Origin of the sequence: Mesonia ostreae (assembly GCF_031845265.1) — a bacterium.
Taxonomy (GTDB): domain Bacteria; phylum Bacteroidota; class Bacteroidia; order Flavobacteriales; family Flavobacteriaceae; genus Mesonia; species Mesonia ostreae.
The window spans coordinates 1-18,817 of record NZ_JAVRBG010000018.1; the positions used below are offsets into that span (position 1 = coordinate 1).

At 37.1% G+C, this 18,817-nt stretch carries 15 protein-coding genes; 5 read left to right on the top strand and 10 right to left on the bottom strand.

Annotated elements, in window-relative coordinates; all coding sequences use genetic code 11:
- Nucleotides 1–109: 109 nt before the first annotated feature.
- From RLT85_RS13985 to RLT85_RS14025, 10 genes are all read right to left on the bottom strand, one after another.
- Nucleotides 110–586, bottom strand: coding sequence for a phage integrase SAM-like domain-containing protein (locus RLT85_RS13985; protein WP_311402667.1), 477 nt, complete (start codon nucleotides 584–586; stop codon nucleotides 110–112).
- An 8-nt stretch (nucleotides 587–594) separates the two neighbouring features.
- Nucleotides 595–729: a hypothetical protein gene (locus RLT85_RS15110; RefSeq protein WP_375712359.1), complete on the bottom strand. Its 135-nt coding sequence runs from the start codon at nucleotides 727–729 to the stop codon at nucleotides 595–597.
- Between the two features lie 663 nt (nucleotides 730–1,392).
- Complete coding sequence (locus tag RLT85_RS13990; RefSeq protein ID WP_311402668.1) at nucleotides 1,393–1,878, bottom strand: DUF4199 domain-containing protein; 486 nt, start codon at nucleotides 1,876–1,878, stop codon at nucleotides 1,393–1,395.
- Between the two features lie 133 nt (nucleotides 1,879–2,011).
- Nucleotides 2,012–5,368, bottom strand: coding sequence for a preprotein translocase subunit SecA (gene secA, locus RLT85_RS13995; RefSeq protein WP_311402669.1), 3,357 nt, complete (start codon nucleotides 5,366–5,368; stop codon nucleotides 2,012–2,014).
- A gap of 88 nt (nucleotides 5,369–5,456) precedes the next feature.
- Nucleotides 5,457–5,678: a DUF2795 domain-containing protein gene (locus RLT85_RS14000; protein ID WP_006989959.1), complete on the bottom strand. Its 222-nt coding sequence runs from the start codon at nucleotides 5,676–5,678 to the stop codon at nucleotides 5,457–5,459.
- A gap of 311 nt (nucleotides 5,679–5,989) precedes the next feature.
- Nucleotides 5,990–6,565 carry a cob(I)yrinic acid a,c-diamide adenosyltransferase gene (locus RLT85_RS14005; protein WP_311402670.1) on the bottom strand — a complete coding sequence of 192 codons (576 nt, stop codon included), beginning with the start codon at nucleotides 6,563–6,565 and terminating at the stop codon, nucleotides 5,990–5,992.
- A 264-nt stretch (nucleotides 6,566–6,829) separates the two neighbouring features.
- Nucleotides 6,830–7,516: an ABC transporter ATP-binding protein gene (locus RLT85_RS14010; protein WP_311402671.1), complete on the bottom strand. Its 687-nt coding sequence runs from the start codon at nucleotides 7,514–7,516 to the stop codon at nucleotides 6,830–6,832.
- 472 nt (nucleotides 7,517–7,988) lie between these two features.
- Nucleotides 7,989–8,294, bottom strand: a complete 306-nt coding sequence (locus RLT85_RS14015) for a GIY-YIG nuclease family protein (protein WP_311402672.1) — start codon at nucleotides 8,292–8,294, stop codon at nucleotides 7,989–7,991.
- 263 nt (nucleotides 8,295–8,557) lie between these two features.
- The gene (locus RLT85_RS14020; RefSeq protein ID WP_311402673.1) at nucleotides 8,558–9,328 is read right to left on the bottom strand and encodes an O-methyltransferase; all 771 of its coding nucleotides are present in this window, start codon (nucleotides 9,326–9,328) and stop codon (nucleotides 8,558–8,560) included.
- A 1,024-nt stretch (nucleotides 9,329–10,352) separates the two neighbouring features.
- Entirely contained in the window at nucleotides 10,353–12,224 is a 1,872-nt protein-coding gene (locus tag RLT85_RS14025; protein ID WP_311402674.1) for an ABC-F family ATP-binding cassette domain-containing protein, read from the bottom strand.
- A gap of 111 nt (nucleotides 12,225–12,335) precedes the next feature.
- Between RLT85_RS14025 and RLT85_RS14030 the strand changes: the two genes are divergently transcribed.
- From RLT85_RS14030 to RLT85_RS14050, 5 genes are read left to right on the top strand one after another with little or no spacing between them, the layout of a single operon-like run.
- Nucleotides 12,336–13,127: a polysaccharide biosynthesis/export family protein gene (locus tag RLT85_RS14030; protein WP_311402675.1), complete on the top strand. Its 792-nt coding sequence runs from the start codon at nucleotides 12,336–12,338 to the stop codon at nucleotides 13,125–13,127.
- Nucleotides 13,127–15,574 (top strand): GumC family protein, encoded by a 2,448-nt coding sequence (locus RLT85_RS14035; protein ID WP_311402676.1) that lies wholly within the window; start codon nucleotides 13,127–13,129, stop codon nucleotides 15,572–15,574. Before RLT85_RS14030 ends, RLT85_RS14035 begins: the two co-directional genes overlap by 1 nt.
- Nucleotides 15,575–15,580: 6 nt before the next feature.
- Nucleotides 15,581–16,867, top strand: a complete 1,287-nt coding sequence (locus tag RLT85_RS14040; protein ID WP_311402677.1) for a nucleotide sugar dehydrogenase — start codon at nucleotides 15,581–15,583, stop codon at nucleotides 16,865–16,867.
- A complete protein-coding gene (locus RLT85_RS14045; RefSeq protein ID WP_311402678.1) occupies nucleotides 16,867–17,844 on the top strand; it encodes an SDR family oxidoreductase in 978 nt (325 codons plus the stop codon). Before RLT85_RS14040 ends, RLT85_RS14045 begins: the two co-directional genes overlap by 1 nt.
- An 11-nt stretch (nucleotides 17,845–17,855) precedes the next feature.
- Nucleotides 17,856–18,710, top strand: coding sequence for an ABC transporter permease (locus RLT85_RS14050; protein WP_311402679.1), 855 nt, complete (start codon nucleotides 17,856–17,858; stop codon nucleotides 18,708–18,710).
- The last annotated feature ends 107 nt before the right edge of the window (nucleotides 18,711–18,817 follow it).

The following is an 18,817-nucleotide window of genomic DNA, read 5'->3' on the forward strand; positions in this document are numbered from 1 at the left end:
ATTAAGATACTTAATATCAATTGATTGCACGATCTTTTCTTTCGCTTTATTTATGAATTTTAACTAGCACAACGCGTTATCTAATGCCCAATTTACCAGAGATTCTTGGTCATTTAATTCTAATCTTTCCAAAGCCGAATGGATAAAACTTTCTATCCACTACACCTTGTTTAATTGCTCTATTAAAAATTGTTCTTATAACAACAAAATTATTCACTACCGATCTTTCCGAAAGATTTAGCTTTTTCAAATAGATTCTAAATTTTCTTAAAAAAGCTTCATCTATTTCTTGAAAAGTCAGCTGTTTAGATTTGTAAAAGTTTATAACGTGGTTTACACGAGCTTTATCTGTTGAAAACTGTGAGAGTTTTTTATTTGACTCGAGTTCTGAAAGAAAATCGTTTGCAACCTCATAAAAAGTACTCGAATTAGATTCTGAATACAGCACTTCTTTAATCTGATTTGCTGAAAAGTCTTTATTAGCAGATTGTAATTCTACAAGTGTCTTGTTTACTTCTAATAGTTTGGTTGATATTAAATTATTTAATCTGTTGGCATTATTATGGGATTTTTTACTCGTAAGCATTTCTCGTCTCAATGTTTTATATCTAAATAATGGCCAAAATAATGATATGTTGACCGACGATTTTTTGTATTACGTATTGCCAAGGGGTATAGCCCTTCTTTGTTTGGTTTCTTTCTTAATACTACTTTTACATTTGAGGCCATACCATTGAATTATAGATTATAAATATAATCATTTTTGGTACAACATAGGTACAACATTTATTGATTTTAAACAATATCAATTGATAACAGATAATATTAAATATTTACTAATCAATTGATTATAAGTGAAGTTAGTGAAATTTACCGTCAAATACGCTGGATTCAGGGTCTCACGCTTTTTAATTTGATTAGTCTTTTTAAGATTAGCAATGAGATAAAAGATTAAGAGGTGCTGAACTGAATTCAGCATGACAAGATACGAGGAGGAGATGCTGAACTGAATTCAGCATGACAAGATACGAGAAGGAGATGCTGAACTAAATTTAGCATAATAGTTTTGTTTGTCATTCTTCTTTATGACCTGTCACCCTGAACTGGTCTCAGGGTCTCACGCTTTAAAACTTAAAATGTTTTTCATTACGATTGGCATCGCAGCAAACTACTTTGAGATGCTGAACTGGATTCAGCATGACAAGATACGAGAAGGAGATGCTGAACTAAATTTAGCATGACAAGATACGAGGAGGAGATGCTGAACTGAATTCAGCATGACAAGATACGAGAAGGAGATGCTGAACTGAATTCAGCATAACAAGATACGAGAAGGAGATGCTGAAATAAATTCAGCATGACAGTTTAACTTAGGTCTAGAGCTCTTAGATTTTATTTCTTAGTAGAGGTTTTTAGAAAAAGCGAGACAATAGCAGAGGTAACTACTCCCATGGCTAGCGATCCAAAAACAGATTGAATCATATACGATTTAAGACTAAAATAAGCCTGGGCAGATTCTTGAGTCATTGTGCCAGATTCTACCGTATAAGAAATTATATTATCAAAATACTGTGGCGTGATTGCTTTAGAAACAATATACTGAATGATGGGAGCTAGAATTGCAATGAGAATAGACATAATCCCTCCAGAAACCAAACCTTGCTGCCAACTCATTACTCCTTTAAAATATTCTCGTTTTTTCTCTCTTATGGCTAGGTAAAAAATAATAATGTATGGTATAGCGATTAGATTGGTGTAAATAGCCTGCTTGGCAATATACTTATCGTGTAGGCCAATGCTTTTTTCTAAATACATCCAAAATAAGCTCGTAAAGCTAAAGATGAGCGCCCACTTGATTTCAGTTTTAAAATTTTTCATGCAACTATGGTATTTAGTTTTAGCGACCTTTTCTTTTTAGATATCATAAATGATATTGGATACACATTTCAGACAAAAATAAGAAAATCCCGAACAAGTTGCTCAGGATTTCCAAATTCAAGATCATTTATTATTAATGATCAGTCAGTACCCATTCTCCTTTTTGAAGTAAAGGAATGGCTTGCTTGTATTTTAAAGACTTGCTTTCGCCAGACATCACATTTTTAATCGTCACTTTATCGTTTCTATTAATTTTAGGTTGTTCTCTAACAATAGTTTCGGTTACAGGTTGTTTTTGACTTGCCTGTTCTCCAGCAGAACGATTTTGCGCTGCTCGCTCATCCATATTAGGAATATCTTCCTTGCTGGTTTCTAATTGTTCCTTTGGTTTCACATCTTCAGCTTCTTGAAGTTGCGATTCTTGCTGCGGAATTTCTCCTTTAAATAAGAAAGAAATCACCTCTTTATTTACTTCATCCAGCATAGCTTTAAACAATTCAAAAGCCTCAAACTTATAAATCAATAAAGGATCTTTTTGTTCGTGTACCGCCAACTGAACGCTTTGCTTTAACTCATCCATTTTTCTTAAATGCGTTTTCCAAGCATCATCAATAATGGCTAAGGTAATATTCTTCTCAAAATCGCTCACCAATTGTCTACCTTCCGTTTCGTAGGCTTTTTCTAGATTGGTTGCTACTTGCAGTGTTTTTTGTCCGTCAGAGAAAGGAACTCCTATTCGTTCAAACTTGTTTCCTTGCTGTTCATACACTTGTTTGATGACAGGAAAAGCCAATTCGGCATTTCTATTCATACGCTCCTCATAATTGGCGTAAGCAGCTTTGTACACTTTACCCGATAAATCTTGAATTTTTGCTTTTTCAAACTCTTTTTCATCTACAGGAGAATCCATAGAGAAGTAACGAATCAATTCAAACTCAAAATTCTTAAAGTCGGCTACATTTTTATTGCTTTCCGTAATCGATTCAGAAATATCGTAAATCATATTGGCCAAATCTACACGAAGTCGCTCTCCAAATAAGGCGTGGTAACGACGTTTGTAGATCACCTCCCGTTGCGCATTCATCACATCATCATATTCCAATAGACGCTTACGAACCCCAAAGTTATTCTCTTCTACTTTCTTTTGGGCACGTTCTATAGATTTAGAAATCATCCCGTGTTGAATCACTTCTCCTTCTTCCAGTCCCATTCTATCCATCAATTTAGCGATACGATCACTTCCAAAAAGACGCATTAAATTGTCTTCTAAAGAAACGTAAAACTGAGAGCTTCCTGGATCTCCTTGACGACCAGCACGACCTCTCAACTGTCTATCTACACGTCTAGAGTCGTGACGCTCTGTACCAATAATCGCTAAACCACCGGCTTCTTTTACTTCTTTACTCAACTTAATATCGGTACCACGACCCGCCATATTGGTGGCGATGGTTACAATACCAGATTTACCAGCCTCCTCAACAATATCGGCTTCTTTCTTGTGTAACTTAGCGTTTAATACGTTGTGCGGTACATTTCGTATCTTAAGCATTCTACTTAATAATTCAGAAATTTCTACGGAAGTAGTACCAATTAATACGGGCCTACCTGCTTGAGAAAGTTTGGTTACTTCTTCAATTACGGCGTTGTATTTTTCACGTTTGGTTTTGTAAACTAAATCTTCTCTATCAAATCTAGCGATAGGACGATTGGTAGGAATTTCAACTACGTCTAACTCATAAATTTCCCAGAATTCCCCTGCCTCTGTAACCGCTGTACCTGTCATTCCAGATAACTTGTGGTACATTCTAAAGTAGTTTTGAAGCGTTACCGTGGCAAAAGTTTGGGTAGCATCTTCAATCTTTACATTTTCCTTTGCTTCAATCGCTTGGTGTAAACCGTCACTATAACGACGCCCATCCATTATACGACCGGTTTGTTCATCTACAATTTTCACTTTATTTTCCATCACCACATATTCGGTATTGTTTTCGAATAGGGTATAGGCTTTTAATAATTGTCTAAGCGTATGAATGCGTTCACTTTTTACGCTGTAATCGCGGAAGAGTTCCTCTTTCTTTTCTACTTCTTCTTCCTTAGAAAGATTTGCGTTTTCAATTTTAGAAACTTCCATACCAATCTCTGGCATCACAAAGAAGTCTGGATCTTCTTTCCCTGAAAGGAATTCAACTCCTTTATCGGAAAGATCGATCTGATTATTTTTTTCTTCAATAACAAAATACAAATCCTCATCTACCTTCGGCATTTCGCGATTGTTATCTTGCATATAATGATTCTCTGTCTTTTGAAGCAATTGTTTGATTCCGTCCTCACTTAAAAACTTAATTAAAGCTTTGTTTTTAGGCAATCCGCGGTAAACGCGTAACAATAAGAATCCTCCTTCTTTGGTATCTCCTGCAGCGATGAGTTTTTTAGCTTCAGCCAAAACTCCTACTAAATATTTACGTTGTACTTCTACAATTTTAGAAATTTGAGGTTTAAGGGCATCAAATTCGTGTACATCTCCTTTGGGAACCGGTCCCGAAATAATTAAAGGCGTACGCGCATCATCAATCAGTACAGAATCGACCTCATCAACAATCGCATAGTTATGTGGGCGTTGCACCAAATCATTTGGGGCGTGACTCATATTATCTCTAAGGTAGTCAAAACCAAATTCATTGTTGGTACCGTAGGTAATATCTGCATTATAAGCCGCCCTTCTTGCGGCAGAATTGGGCCTGTGGTAATCTATACAATCTACGCTAAGACCGTGAAATTGAAAGATAGGAGCCATCCACGCGCTATCACGTTTGGCCAAGTAATCATTCACCGTTACCAAATGTACTCCTCTGCCCGTTAACGCATTTAGGTACATAGGGAGGGTTGCCACTAAAGTTTTTCCTTCCCCAGTATGCATCTCGGCAATTTTACCTTGGTGCATCGCGATTCCTCCAATAAGCTGAACATCATAGTGAATCATATCCCACTTCACCTGCTTTCCTGCGGCATCCCAAGTATTTGCCCAAAGTGCTTTATCTTCTTTTAAGTTGACATATTCTTTGGTAGCGGAAAGCTCGCGGTCATATTCGCTCGCTGTAACTTCTAGGGTTTCGTTATGAAAAAATCTTTTGGCAGTTTCTTTAACGGTAGCAAAAGCTTCCGGAAGAATATCGTTTAAAATTGCTTCGGATGCTTCCAATGCTTTTTGCTCTAGGGCATCTATTTGAGCGTAGATATCTTCTTTACGAGTAATATCTGTAGAAGACTCTGCTTCTTCCTTTAAGCTAGTAATTTCTTCATTAGTACTTTGGGTAGCATCAGCAATTTTTTGCTTAAAAGTAGTGGTTTTTGCCCTCAATTCGTCTATGGACAATTTTTCAAATTCAGCTTCTAAAGCTTTAATTTTATTGACGGTAGGTTGCATGGCATTAACGTCTTTCTTTGACTTGTCACCAACAAATACTTTTAATACGGAGTCTAAAAAACTCATAAGTTGTTTTTTATTTATTTATGTTTCAAAGTTACGCAAAAAAAAAGCCTCTAAAAGAGACTTTTTTATGGATATTTTTGCGTGTTATTTAATATTCATCTTCATTCCAAAGATAATCTTCGTCTGTAGGGTAATCTGGCCAAATTTCTTCGATAGAATCGTAAGAATCCCCTTCGTCTTCAATAGACTGCAAGTTCTCTACTACTTCTAGCGGAGCGCCTGTTCTAATTGCATAATCGATTAACTCATCTTTTGTGGCCGGCCAGGGAGCATCACTTAAATAGGATGCTAATTCTAATGTCCAATACATCTGATACTATGTTTTAATTTTTGCAAAAATAAATTTTTAACTGTAAAATCCAAGTAAAAAATCTATTATTTCAACATTATTATTAAGAACTTATGTTTTGACGCGCTATTGCTATGATTAAATAAAGCCCTTATCATACGCATAGACTGTCATTACGACGTAAAAGGAATTTATTTCTTAGAATAGAGATCCTTAACTCCGCAAGATGAGTCTGTCTTGAGCCTTTCGACGAATGCTTGTAAAGGCCCCCAAAAGAAATAGTAACAAGGCATTGTTCACATCCAGCTATAGCTATCAAAAACGAAAATGGATTAGTTTTCTTTTGTAGGAATCCATTTAATTTCCTCTACCTGTAGGTCTTTAGACAACTTTCGTGCCAGCACAAAGAGGTAGTCAGATAGACGATTGAGATACTGTAAAATATAAGCTTCAAAAGGTTCTACTTCGTTTAAGGCAGCAGCTAATCGTTCGGCTCTACGGCAAACGCAACGCGCGATGTGACAATATGACACCGTTGTATGTCCGCCAGGAAGAATAAAATTTGTCATTTGCGGCAGGTTTTGGTTCATCGCATCTATTTGATCTTCTAAAAACTGAATTTCAGCCTCTTTTACTCGTACAATGTTGAGGCGTTCTTTTCCATTTTTCAGCTGGGCTTTTTTAGGATCGGTGGCTAATTCCGCGCCAAGCGTAAAAAGATTTTGTTGCACTTTCTTTAAATCTGCTTTTAAGTCGCCGCTTATTTCTTGGTCTTTTATCAGCCCAATGTAAGCATTAAGCTCATCTACAGTGCCGTAACTTTCAATACGAATATGATGTTTAGGAACGCGAGTTCCACCAAATAAAGCGGTGCTGCCTTTGTCTCCCGTTTTGGTATATATCTTCATGGTTCTAACTTTTTTTAAAAGTACAAATTAAGTAAGAAGTGGGAAAGAAAGAGCGTTTTTAAATGGGAAAATTTTAAAACTGGAAGTTACTTGTTTTCCTCTTCTTTTCGTTCTTTCATACGCTGCCTAAAACTCTTGGAGCTCCTTTTAGAGCGTTTTTCTTTGTTCCTTTTGTTGTTAGAAATCACTAAAAGAAAGAGTAGTCCCAGGCCTGCGAAGACCAAAAGGATTTGAGTAAGCGGAGAAAATTGATCAAAATTCATATTACCTATTTCTTTCGTCACTTTCAATCACGCCATCGCGAAGCCGAATAATTCGATGTGCGTGTGCTGCAATTTCTTCCTCGTGAGTGACTAAAATAACCGTGTTTCCTGAAGCGTGAATCGCATCAAATAAATTCATAATTTCTACAGATGTTTTGGAGTCCAAATTTCCCGTCGGTTCATCGGCTAAAATAATGGAAGGATGGTTCACCAAAGCTCTACCTACCGCAACCCGTTGACGTTGTCCTCCAGAAAGTTGATTGGGTTTATGATCCATACGATCTCCTAAACCTACATTTTTTAAAACTTCGGCAGCTCTTATTTCGCGTTCACTTTTAGATTTTCCGGCATAAATCATGGGTAGAGCTACATTGTCTAAAGCCGTGGTTCTTGGCAAGAGGTTAAAAGTTTGAAAAACAAAACCAATTTCTTTATTTCTAATTTCGGCAAGTTCATCATCGCTTAGTTTTGAGACGTCTTTTCCGCTAAGTATATAAGAACCAGAAGTTGGGGTGTCCAAACAACCCAATAAATTCATTAAGGTAGATTTCCCCGATCCCGAAGGTCCCATTAAAGCTACATAATCTCCTTTTTTAATATTGAGATCAATTCCCTTAAGCACCTTTACGATTTCTTGCCCCAAGGGAAAATCTCTGGTAATGTCTTTAATCTGGATAACGTCGCTCATGCCTGTGTAATTTCTATAAGTAAGACGTGTGGCGTCGATTTTTGTTACAGGCTAAAGGTAAAGATTTTTTCTTCTGCGGGAAGGATACTGTCATTCAGAGCGAAGCGAAGAATCTTTTACTTAGAAAGATGAGATTCCTCAATCGTTCCTCTTTCGAAATAACAGTCGCTTGTATCATTCAGAATGCAACGCAGTGAAATGAAGAATTTTTTAGTTTGTGAGTGAGAGATTTCTCAATCGTTCCTCTTTCGAAATGACAGTCGTTAGTGTCATTCAGAATGCAACGCAGTGAAATGAAGAATCTTTCTATTACGAGCGTGATATTTCTCAATCGTTCCTCTTTCGAAATAACAGTCGCTTGTGTCATCCATAGTGCAACGCAGTGGAATGATGAATCTTTTGCTAAGAAAGGTGAGATTCCTCAGGCGTACCTGCCTATACCGTTCAGGAGAGCCTTCTTCGGAATGATAAATTATACCGTGTCATTTAAAAAATCCCAGTCTTTATTTTTTTTCTGAATAAGACTTTCTTTTTTACTCCTACTATATCCTTTGATTTGTTTCTCTCTTTGAATGGCGGTTTCTATGTTTTTAAATTCTTCAAAATAAATAAGGTAGAAACAATTGTATTTAGAAGTAAATGATTTGAATTCAATTGCTGGATTTTGATGATAATATAAGCGTTCTTTGAGGTTATTTGTTACTCCCGTATATAGAACCGTTTTGTTTTTATTGGTAAGAATATAAATGAAGTAGTTGTGAGTTCCCAAGGTTTTCATAGCATGAATATAGGGAAATTTGTAGTAATTGAGAATGAGATTCCTCCTTTCTTCGAAATGACAGTCGATTTCTGTCATTCAGAGTGAAGCGAAGGATCTTTCTAATCTGATTGTGAGATTTCTCCTTTCGGCGGAAACCTAGCGTATTGGTTTGGCGTAGCCAATGACAGTGGCTAGTGTCATACAGAATGCAACGCAGTAAAATGAAGAATCTTTTAGTTTGCGAGTGAGAGATTTCTCCTCTCGTCGAAATGACAGTCGATTTAAAGCCTAATTTTAAAATCTTCTTTCACTTGTTCTTTTCTAAAAAACACCAAGCCCCAATAAAACGTGTCAATCGTAACTTTTACTTGGGGATGTTTTTTAATTTCCTCCCAAGCTTCTTGCATCCCTGCCGACCAATAAATGTCGTCAAAAATAAATAGGGTTTCATTATGAACTAGTGGCAATAAAGCTTCAAAATAAGCAAGCGTGGCATCTTTACTATGATGCCCGTCAATAAAAGCCATGTCTATTTTTTGGAAAGGTATGTTGGGAATTTTCTCTTTAAAATCTCCTACTTGAAGTTGGATATTACTTAAATTATAGTTATCAAAATAAGACTGAGCCACGGCTGCAGTTTGCGGACAGCCTTCAATGCTCAAAAGCTTCACTGGATTGTTACAAGCTATACTGGCAGCGCCTATACCCACGGAAGTGCCTAATTCTACCGCAGTTTTAATTTGAAAATAACGCGTTAGCCTATTTAGAAATTTGCTTCTTGTCCAAGTGGTACCTGCATTTTTGGCAATATCACTAACTTTTCTTTTGTCTTCTTGAAACACTTGAGAACCCGCACCCAAATCTTTGACTTTAATTTCGCGCTGATCGTTTAAAATTTCTTTACGGAATTTTTGTAAGGTAGGATAGGAGCTGTAGTCTTCCTTGTCGTAAAAACACAAACACACCAAGCGATATACAAAGGGAGAATGTATACCGTGCTGATTGGTGCTTTTCCACCAAAAATTAGGGTAAGATTTAATAAGGTGATTCAATGTTTTTAATTTGGCTGGAAAGTTAGAAAATAAATTGATCTTTCTCCCTTCCTGTCATGCTGAATTTAGTTCAGTATCTCATTCTTCCAACGACCTGTCATGCTAAATTTAGTTCAGTATCTCATTCTTCCAACGGCCTGTCATGCTAAATTTAGTTCAGCATCTCATTCATTCAACGACCTGTCATGCTAATTTTAGTTCAGCATCTCATTCTTCCAACGACCTGTCATGCTAAATTTATTTCAGCATCTCATTCTTCCAACGACCTGTCATGCTAAATTTAGTTCAGCATCTCATTCTTCCAACGATCTGTCATGCTGAACCTGTTTCAGCATCTCATTCTTCCAACGACCTGTCATGCTAATTTTAGTTCAGCATCTCATTGTTCCAACGACCTGTCATGCTAAATTTAGTTCAGCATCTCATTCTTCCAACGACCTGTCATGCTAATTTTAGTTCAGTATCTCATTGTTCCAACGACCTGTCATGCTAATTTTAGTTCAGCATCTCATTGTTCCAACGACCTGTCATGTTGAATTTATTTCAGCATCTTATTCATTTGTCGTTTCTTTTTCTTCCGTTGCACGTGATGAAAAAGAAGTCCTAAGTAAGGAGAACTTCTAAGCATAAGACCCTGAAACAATCCCGATCCTTCGGGGCAGGGTGACAGTTATTTAAATTGGTATCTTCTCGTGACCTGTCATGCTAATTTTAGTTCAGCATCCTTTTCTTTGCACGACATGTAATACTGAACCTGCTCGTCTGAATAACAAGCGGCAGGTTGAGAGAATGAGATTTCTCAGTCGTTCCTCTTGCGAAATGACAGTAACTTTTTGTCATTCAGAGTGCAACGCAGTGGAGCGCAGAATCTTTTACTTAGAAAGGTGAGATTCCTCAGTCGTACCTGCCCGTACCATTCGGGCGGGCCTCCATCGGAAACCTAACGCAGTGGTTCGGCGTAGCCAATGACAGTCGCTTGTACCCTACATCCTAATCCCCAACTCCTAATTCCCAAAACTAACCCCTAAGCCTCTCCCTCTATCATCGCGGAAAGCTCAAACCAACGTTCGGTTTTTTCATCGATCTCATCAGTGATTCTTTGAAGCTCTATCGACTTATTCTTGATTTGTTCCTCATTTAAGTCTTTTAAAAACTCTTGCTGTAAAATTTCTTTTTTGCGTTCTAATTTAGGGATGTCTTTTTCGAGTCGTTTAAATTCTTTTTGCTCGTTATAACTTAATTTATTTTCTTCCGAAGTATTTTTACGTGTCGCTTTAGAAGCTGTATTAGATTCTGTTTTTTTAGCAACAGGACTAGAACTACCTTCATAAGCTCTATAATCGCTATAATTTCCGGGGAAATCTTCTACCACACCTTCTCCTCTAAATACAAATAGGTGATCTACAATCTTATCCATAAAATACCGGTCGTGAGAAACCACCAAGAGGCAACCAGGATAATCCAATAAGAAGCTTTCTAAAACGTTTAGGGTTACGATATCCAAATCGTTGGTAGGTTCATCGAGAATCAAAAAATTAGGATTTTGTATAAGTACTGTGCATAAATAAAGACGTTTTCGCTCACCGCCACTCAGTTTTTCAACAAAATCATATTGCTTTTTTCTATCGAATAAAAATCTTTCCAGTAATTGGGCGGCAGAGATTTGTCTTCCTTTCTTTAGAGGAATATAATCTCCAAACTCGCGAATGACTTCAATAACTTTTTGTCCTTCTTTAATATGAATTCCTTTTTGGGTGTAATATCCAAATTTTACGGTTTCTCCAATGGTTATTTTTCCACTATCGGCTTTTAAATTTCCGGTAAGAATGTTGAGAAACGTAGATTTTCCGGTTCCGTTTTTACCGATGATTCCTAAACGTTCTCCCGGTTGAAAATTATACGTAAATTGATCTAGCAATATGTTATCATCAAAACTCTTCGAGATTTTATGAAGCTCTACAATTTTGTTTCCCATACGCTCCATATTGAGCTCTAGCTGTACTTCGTGATCATTTCTTCGCTTGTGTGCATTGGCTTTGATTTCGGTAAAATCTTCAATTCTAGATTTAGATTTGGTGGTACGCGCTTTGGGTTGGCGGCGCATCCAGTCCAATTCCTTTTTATAAAGTTGTTTGGCTTTATCGGTATTGGTTTTCTCTACTTCTACGCGGGTTTCTTTTTTATCGAGGTAATAGCTGTAATTTCCTTTGTAGGTATACAACTGCCCGTCCTCCAACTCGATGATTTCATTACAAACCCGTTCTAGGAAATAACGGTCGTGGGTCACCATAAATAAGGTGAAGTTTTGCTTTTTAAAGAAATCTTCCAGCCACTCAATCATTTCTAAGTCTAGGTGGTTGGTAGGCTCATCTAAAATCAACACATCGGGTTTGTCTAATAAAACTGTGGCTAATGCCAATCGCTTTTTTTGTCCGCCAGAAAGTTTATTTACGGGTTGGTCGAGGTCTTCTAACTTCAGTTTAGATAAAATCTGTTTGTATTCGGTTTCAAAATCCCATGCTTGTTTAGCTTCCATTAAATCAAAAGCTTTCTGATAGGCTTCCGCATCATCAGGATTTTTTAAGGCTTTTTCGTATTGCTCAATAATGCGCAGTACTTCATTGTCTGAAGCGAAAACAGTTTGTTCTACTGTTAAATTGGGCGCCAAATTTGGCTCTTGCGGCAAAAAGGCGGTTTTAATATCTTTTCTGAAGACCACTTTTCCCTCATCGGGTTGCTCGGCTTGAGATAAAATATTAAGTAGAGAGGTCTTTCCTGTTCCATTTTTAGCGATGAGAGCAATTTTCTGACCTTGATTGATTCCGAAGGATAAATCGGTAAACAAAATGCGTTCGCCGTAAGCCTTGGCGATATTTTCTATAGATGCGTAATTCAAGTCTTTATTTTTTCTGCAAATTAACAAGAAATTACGGAGTATTCTTCATTTAGATTTTATTATTAAATCTTAAAAGGTATATTTGCGGCGATATAGAAATGTTTTTATCGTATGAATTGGATAAAGCTAGCGGTGCTTTTAATTCTTGTAGGAAGTGCAACTTCTTGTATAGGAACTAAGAAACTTACGTATTTACAGGAGAGCGAGCAACAGATAGATAGCTTGATGAATATAAGACAAATCCAGAAGCCGTATCGGGTTCAAACCAGTGATTTATTAAGTATCCGTATAAAAGCATTAGACCAAGAGTTGGTAGGAATGTTTAATCCCATTAGCGATGGTGGACTTAATGCTACGGGCGAAGAGCGTTTGTATTATGATGGTTTTTTGGTAGATAATCACGGTAATATAAGAGTGCCTACCTTAGGAGAAATCAACGTCTTGGGATTTACTTTGGAGGAAATTCGGCTCAAAATAGAAGAAGAACTTCTTACCAATTATTTTAAGAAAGAATCTAAAATCTTTGTCACCGTAAAATTGGCGGGAATCCGTTATACGACCATTGGAGAGATAGGACCTGGCAGTCAAGTGATTTATAAAGACCAAGTAACCATCATGGAGGCGGTTGCCAATGCTGGGGATATTATGCTCACAGGAGATCGTACCGATGTGGTAATTTTGCGACAGTATCCTGGAGGTCAAAAAGTACACCATATAGATTTAACAGCTATTGACGCTATCAATTCTCCCTACTATTACATCCAGCCCAACGATTTAATTATGGTAAAACCCCTACCTCAAAAAAGCTTAGGTTTTGGAGTAAACGGCTTAGAGACGCTTGCGGCAATTGCTTCAGTAGTTACTTTATTCACCTCTATTATTATACTTTCAACTAGATTATAATGGAGGAAGAATTTGAAATTAACGACAGTACTACGGGAAACTTTGACTTTAAAGGCTTTATTGTTAAGGTATTTAGTTATTGGTATATATTTCTCATTAGTATCCTTATAGGTCTAGGAATAGCTTATTATATTAACGTGCGTAAATTGCCAGTCTACCAATTAAGCTCGTTAATAAGCATAAAAGATGATCAAAACCCCTTTTTTACTTCCAATACCAGTTTAACCTTTAATTGGGGAGGAACCTCAGATAAGGTAAGTACAGCTTTTACTACGTTAAATACCAGAACCCACAATGAGAAAGTAGTAGAACACTTGCAATATTACTTGCTCTATTTACGACAAGGTGAATATCAAAAAGAAGATGCCTACGGGCAAACTCCATTTACCATTGAGGTAGATACGGCTCAATTTCAGGCTTTAAATACACTCATGACTATACAGTTTAAGGATGAGGCGCATTATGAGTTGAGTCTTACACGGGAGGAAGCTGGGAATGTGCAGACTATGCGGTATAGCGATAGAGAAAGTTCTTCTTTGTTTTTGGAAAACGGAACTTTTAAAACAACTTTAAGAGTAGGAGAAGACGTAAACTTACCTTTTGCTAACTTCAAGCTGTTGCGTTCTGAAAATCCTTTGGTAGTGGGGAAAAGCTATTTTATTCAGTTTCTGAATTTTGATAATGTGGTGAAGGCTTATCAAAATATTCGAGTAGATGCGCAGCAAAAAGGAGGTTCTTTGCTAACGCTATCCTTAAACGGAAATAATAAAGAGAAAATCGTTGATTATCTAAATACAACAGCGCAACTACTGAGTGAAAATATGCTAAAGCGCAAGAATTTATTTGCGACCAAAACCATTCGGTTTATCGATAGCAGCTTGCAGGAGCGGTCTAAGGAATTGAAAGGCGTAGAAAGCGAAATGAACGCTTTCAAAAGAGAAAATGCTATAGTTGATATTGCTGCAGAAGCTGGAGAATTAAGGGCTAAATTAACCACGTATGATACCGAAGAACGAGAATTAGAGCGTAGGCTGAGCTATTTGAACTCGCTACAAGAGTATTTGGAATCACGAAGTGATTATTCCAATGTTCCTGCGCCTTCAGTAGCTGGGATAAATGAATCTAGTATTAGCAATGGGGTGACACGTATCGTAAGCCTTTCAGAACAGCGAAGTAAATTGGGATACAGTTTACGTCCAGGAAATCCCGAATTTGATGATATTGACCGGCAGATCAATGCTACCAAGACAGTTCTTCTAGAAAATATTAGATCCTCTAAAGAGTTAGCAAATTCAGAGTTAAAAAGTATTCGTAGAGAAATTGCTTCTTTAGAAGCGCAGGTGGGGGGGTTACCCGAAGAGCAACAAGATCTACTTCAAATTGAACGTAGATATAATATTAGTCAGCAAACCTATAATTTATTTCTCGGAAAGCGGAACGAAGCCGGATTAATCAAAGCCGCCAATGTAAGTGATGTGCTCGTGATTGACGAAGCAAAAGATGTTGGTGGTGGTAAAATAGGTCCCAATACCCAGCTTAATTATGTGATGGCACTTTTGTTAGGTACTCTATTTCCTTTAATTTTCGTCTTTGTCATTGTATTCTTAGACAATAAGGTGAATAGTCCTAAAGATGTAGAGCGTTTATCTCCAATTTCTATTCTAGGGATGATAGGTAAAAGTAAGCAGTCTAGTAATTTGGTAGTGTATAATAAGCCAAAATCTGCTATTGCCGAAAGTTTTAGAAGTTTGCGAGCCAGTTTACAGTTTATTTATAAACAAAGAAATATTACAGGCTGCAAAACGGTTATGGTCACCTCCTCAGTTTCGGGAGAAGGGAAAACCTTTTGCTCTATGAACTTGGCTTCTGTTTTTGCCATTAGCGGAAAGAAAACAATCTTGCTGGGTGTAGATTTAAGAAAGCCTAAAATTTTTGATGATTTTGAAATTGATAATCAAGTGGGAGTGGTGAATTATTTAATTGGCCAAAAAAACTTAGATGAAGTCATACAGACTACCAAGTACGATCATTTAGAAGTGATCACTTCAGGGCAGGTGCCTCCCAATCCTTCAGAGTTATTGATGAATGATAAAATGCAGGAGCTTATGTTAGAGCTGCAGCAAAGGTATGATTATATCGTATTAGACTCTCCTCCAGTAGGTTTAGTTTCAGATGCACTTAATTTATTAAAGCACGTTGATGCCACGCTTTACATTGTACGTCAAAACTACACCAAACACGCCATGCTAGGCGCCATTAATGAAAAGTACAAAAAGGGAGAAATAGAGAACATTAGCTTTGTTCTTAATTACTTTCAGCAAAAAGCGAAGTACGGCTATGGTTACGGCTATGGTTATGGGTATGGAAGCTATGGGAATTATGGAAACGGATACCACGAAGAAGAAGAATCAAAAAAATCATGGTTTAATAAACTATTTAAACGTTAAGAATACATGACAAATCAACCACGTATTGCCATTATAGGTTTAGGATATGTAGGGCTTCCCTTGGCGGTAGCATTTGCAGAGAAGTATCAAGTAATAGGATTTGATATCAATCAATCTAGAGTAGCAGAATTGAAACAAGGCAAAGACCATACGCTAGAAGTAGCCGACGATCTTTTACAAAAGGTGCTAAAAAGTGAGGATGATAAAGGTTTAGAATTATCTTGCGAGACTTCCGTCTTAGAAGAAGCTAACGTTTATATTGTAACCGTTCCTACACCTACCGATAAAAACCATAGGCCAGTGTTAACTCCGTTAGAAAAGGCTAGTGAAAGTATTGGAAAATACCTTAAAAAAGGAGATGTAGTGATTTATGAATCTACGGTGTACCCTGGAGTAACCGAAGAGGTATGTGTGCCTATTTTAGAACAAGTTTCTGGCTTGCAATTTAATAAAGACTTTTTTGCAGGCTATTCTCCAGAGCGAATCAATCCAGGGGATAAAAAACATACGGTGACCCAAATTTTGAAAGTGACTTCGGGTTCTACGCCAGAAATAGCACAAGAAATCGATTCGCTTTATGCCTCTATCATCACCGCGGGAACGCACTTGGCGCCTAGCATTAAGGTAGCAGAAGCGGCCAAAGTAATTGAAAACTCACAGCGCGATATCAATATTGCTTTTGTGAATGAATTGAGTAAGATATTTAGGTTGTTAGATATTGATACCGAAGCGGTGTTGGAAGCAGCAGCAACGAAGTGGAATTTCATCAAATTTTCGCCTGGTTTAGTAGGAGGACACTGCATTGGAGTAGATCCTTATTATTTGGCGCAACGTGCGCAAGAAGCGGGTTATAATCCCGAAATTATCTTGGCAGGAAGACGTATGAATGATGGCATGGGTGATTATGTAGCACAAGAAGTGATCAAATTAATGGTGAAGAAAGAAGCTACCATAAAAAATGGAAAGGCCTTGGTGTTGGGAGTTACTTTTAAGGAAAATTGTCCCGATGTGCGTAATACCAAAGCTATTGATGTCATTTCTTCCTTAAAAGAATACAATTTAAAAGTAGATGTGTACGATCCTTGGGCGAATGCCAAAGAAGTAAAGTCTATTTTTGATCTAGATTTAATTCAAGATGCCAAGAATTTGAAAGAAGCTTATGATACCATTGTACTCTGTGTTTCGCACAAAGAATTTTTAAGTCTAGATTTTGATCAATTAAGTAAAAAAGAAACGGTAGTCTTTGATGTAAAATCATTTTTACCAAAAGAACGTATAGACGGAAGATTATAATGAAGTATACCCAAGCATACCACACAGAAGATATAAGTAAAATCAACTTCTTAGTAACAGGAGGAGCCGGCTTTATCGGTTCTAATCTAGTGCAATATTTATTAGAACACGGCGCAAAAAAAGTAAGAGTGCTAGACAATTTATCTAACGGATATTATTACAATATAAAAGAATTTGTATCCAATCCTGCTTTTGAATTTATGGAAGGAGATATTCGAGATTTGGAAACCTGTAAAAAAGCTTTAGACGGAATAGATTATGTAAGTCACCAAGCTGCATTGGGATCTGTACCCAGATCCATCAACGATCCTATTACTTCTAACGATGTAAATGTAAGCGGATTTTTAAATATGCTCGTGGCTCAAAAAGAAAGTAGTTCTGTAAAACGATTGGTATATGCCGCCTCAAGTTCTACCTATGGCGACAGTCCAAGTTTACCAAAAGTTGAAGATACCATAGGGAAACCTCTATCTCCTTATGCAGTAACCAAATATGTAAATGAATTGTATGCCGATGTGTTTGCGAAAACCTACGGAATTGAGATTATAGGCCTACGCTATTTTAATGTATTTGGCCCCAAGCAAAGTCCTAACGGGGCCTATGCTGCAGTGATTCCATTATTTATGCAGGCTTTAAAAGATGGCGAAGCACCAACCATTAACGGCGACGGAGAGCAAACTCGGGATTTTACCTTTGTGCAAAACGCAGTACAAGCCAACATAAAAGCTTTGTTTGCGTCTAAAGAAGCCACCAATGAAGTATATAATGTAGCTTACGGGGAACGTATAAGCTTAAATCAATTGTGGAAATCTTTGCAAGAAGCTGCACAATCTAATTTAAAAGCGAATTACGGTCCTTCTCGCCAAGGCGATGTACGCGATTCTTTGGCTAATATTGATAAAGGAAAAGAAAAGTTAGACTACGAACCACAATTTAGTGTGCATGATGGTTTACAAATAACGTGGTCTAATTTTTAAGGAATAGAGGAATGAAGCAAGACGAATGGTTATATGAAATTACGCCCAAGCGCAAGCTAATCGATTTAAATCTTAACGAGATTTGGAGGTACAAAGATCTATTGGTTCTTTTTGTAAAACGGGATATTGTTACAGTATATAAGCAAACTATTTTAGGACCGCTCTGGTTTTTTATTCAGCCTTTATTTACTTCGGTTATTTTCACTTTAGTATTTAGTAATGTGGCAGGGATTAGCACGGGAGTTGTGCCTTCTTTTCTCTTTAACCTTGCGGGGATTACGGCTTGGAATTACTTTAGAGATTGTCTTACAGGAACTTCGAATACCTTTAGAGCCAATGCAGGGATTTTTGGAAAAGTATATTTCCCTAGAGCCATCATGCCGCTTTCGGTGACTATCTCCAATTTATTGAAGTTTGGAATTCAACTGTCGATCTTTGTAGGATTCTACTTGTACTACGTATTTATAGGACAGGATTTAAGTCCGAATATCTACTTGCTTTTATTTCCAGTATATGTATTGATGATGGCACTTATGGGATTAGGCTTGGGAATGACGATTTCGGCCTTTACCACAAAATATAGAGATTTAACGGTATTGGTTGGTTTTGCTACCAATTTACTGATGTATATTTCAGCAGTTCCTTTTCCCTTAGAAAAAGCAATCGAAAAAGTACCAGAATTAAGCTGGGCATTTAAATACAATCCCATCACTCAATTAATTGAAGGTTTCCGTTTTATGACCTTAGATTACGGTCTATTTACATGGGGTGGTTTTATTTATGCTTTAGTTTTTTCTGTTGTTTTGTTTTTAGTAGGATTAATTATTTTTAATAAAACGGAGAAGAATTTTATTGACACGGTTTAGGTTAGAAGCTAGAAGTTAGAATATAGATTTTAGAGTCTAGAGTCTAGAGGCTAGACTAAAAGCACTGTCATGCTGAATTTAGTTCAGCATCTCAATCTAGGTTAGTT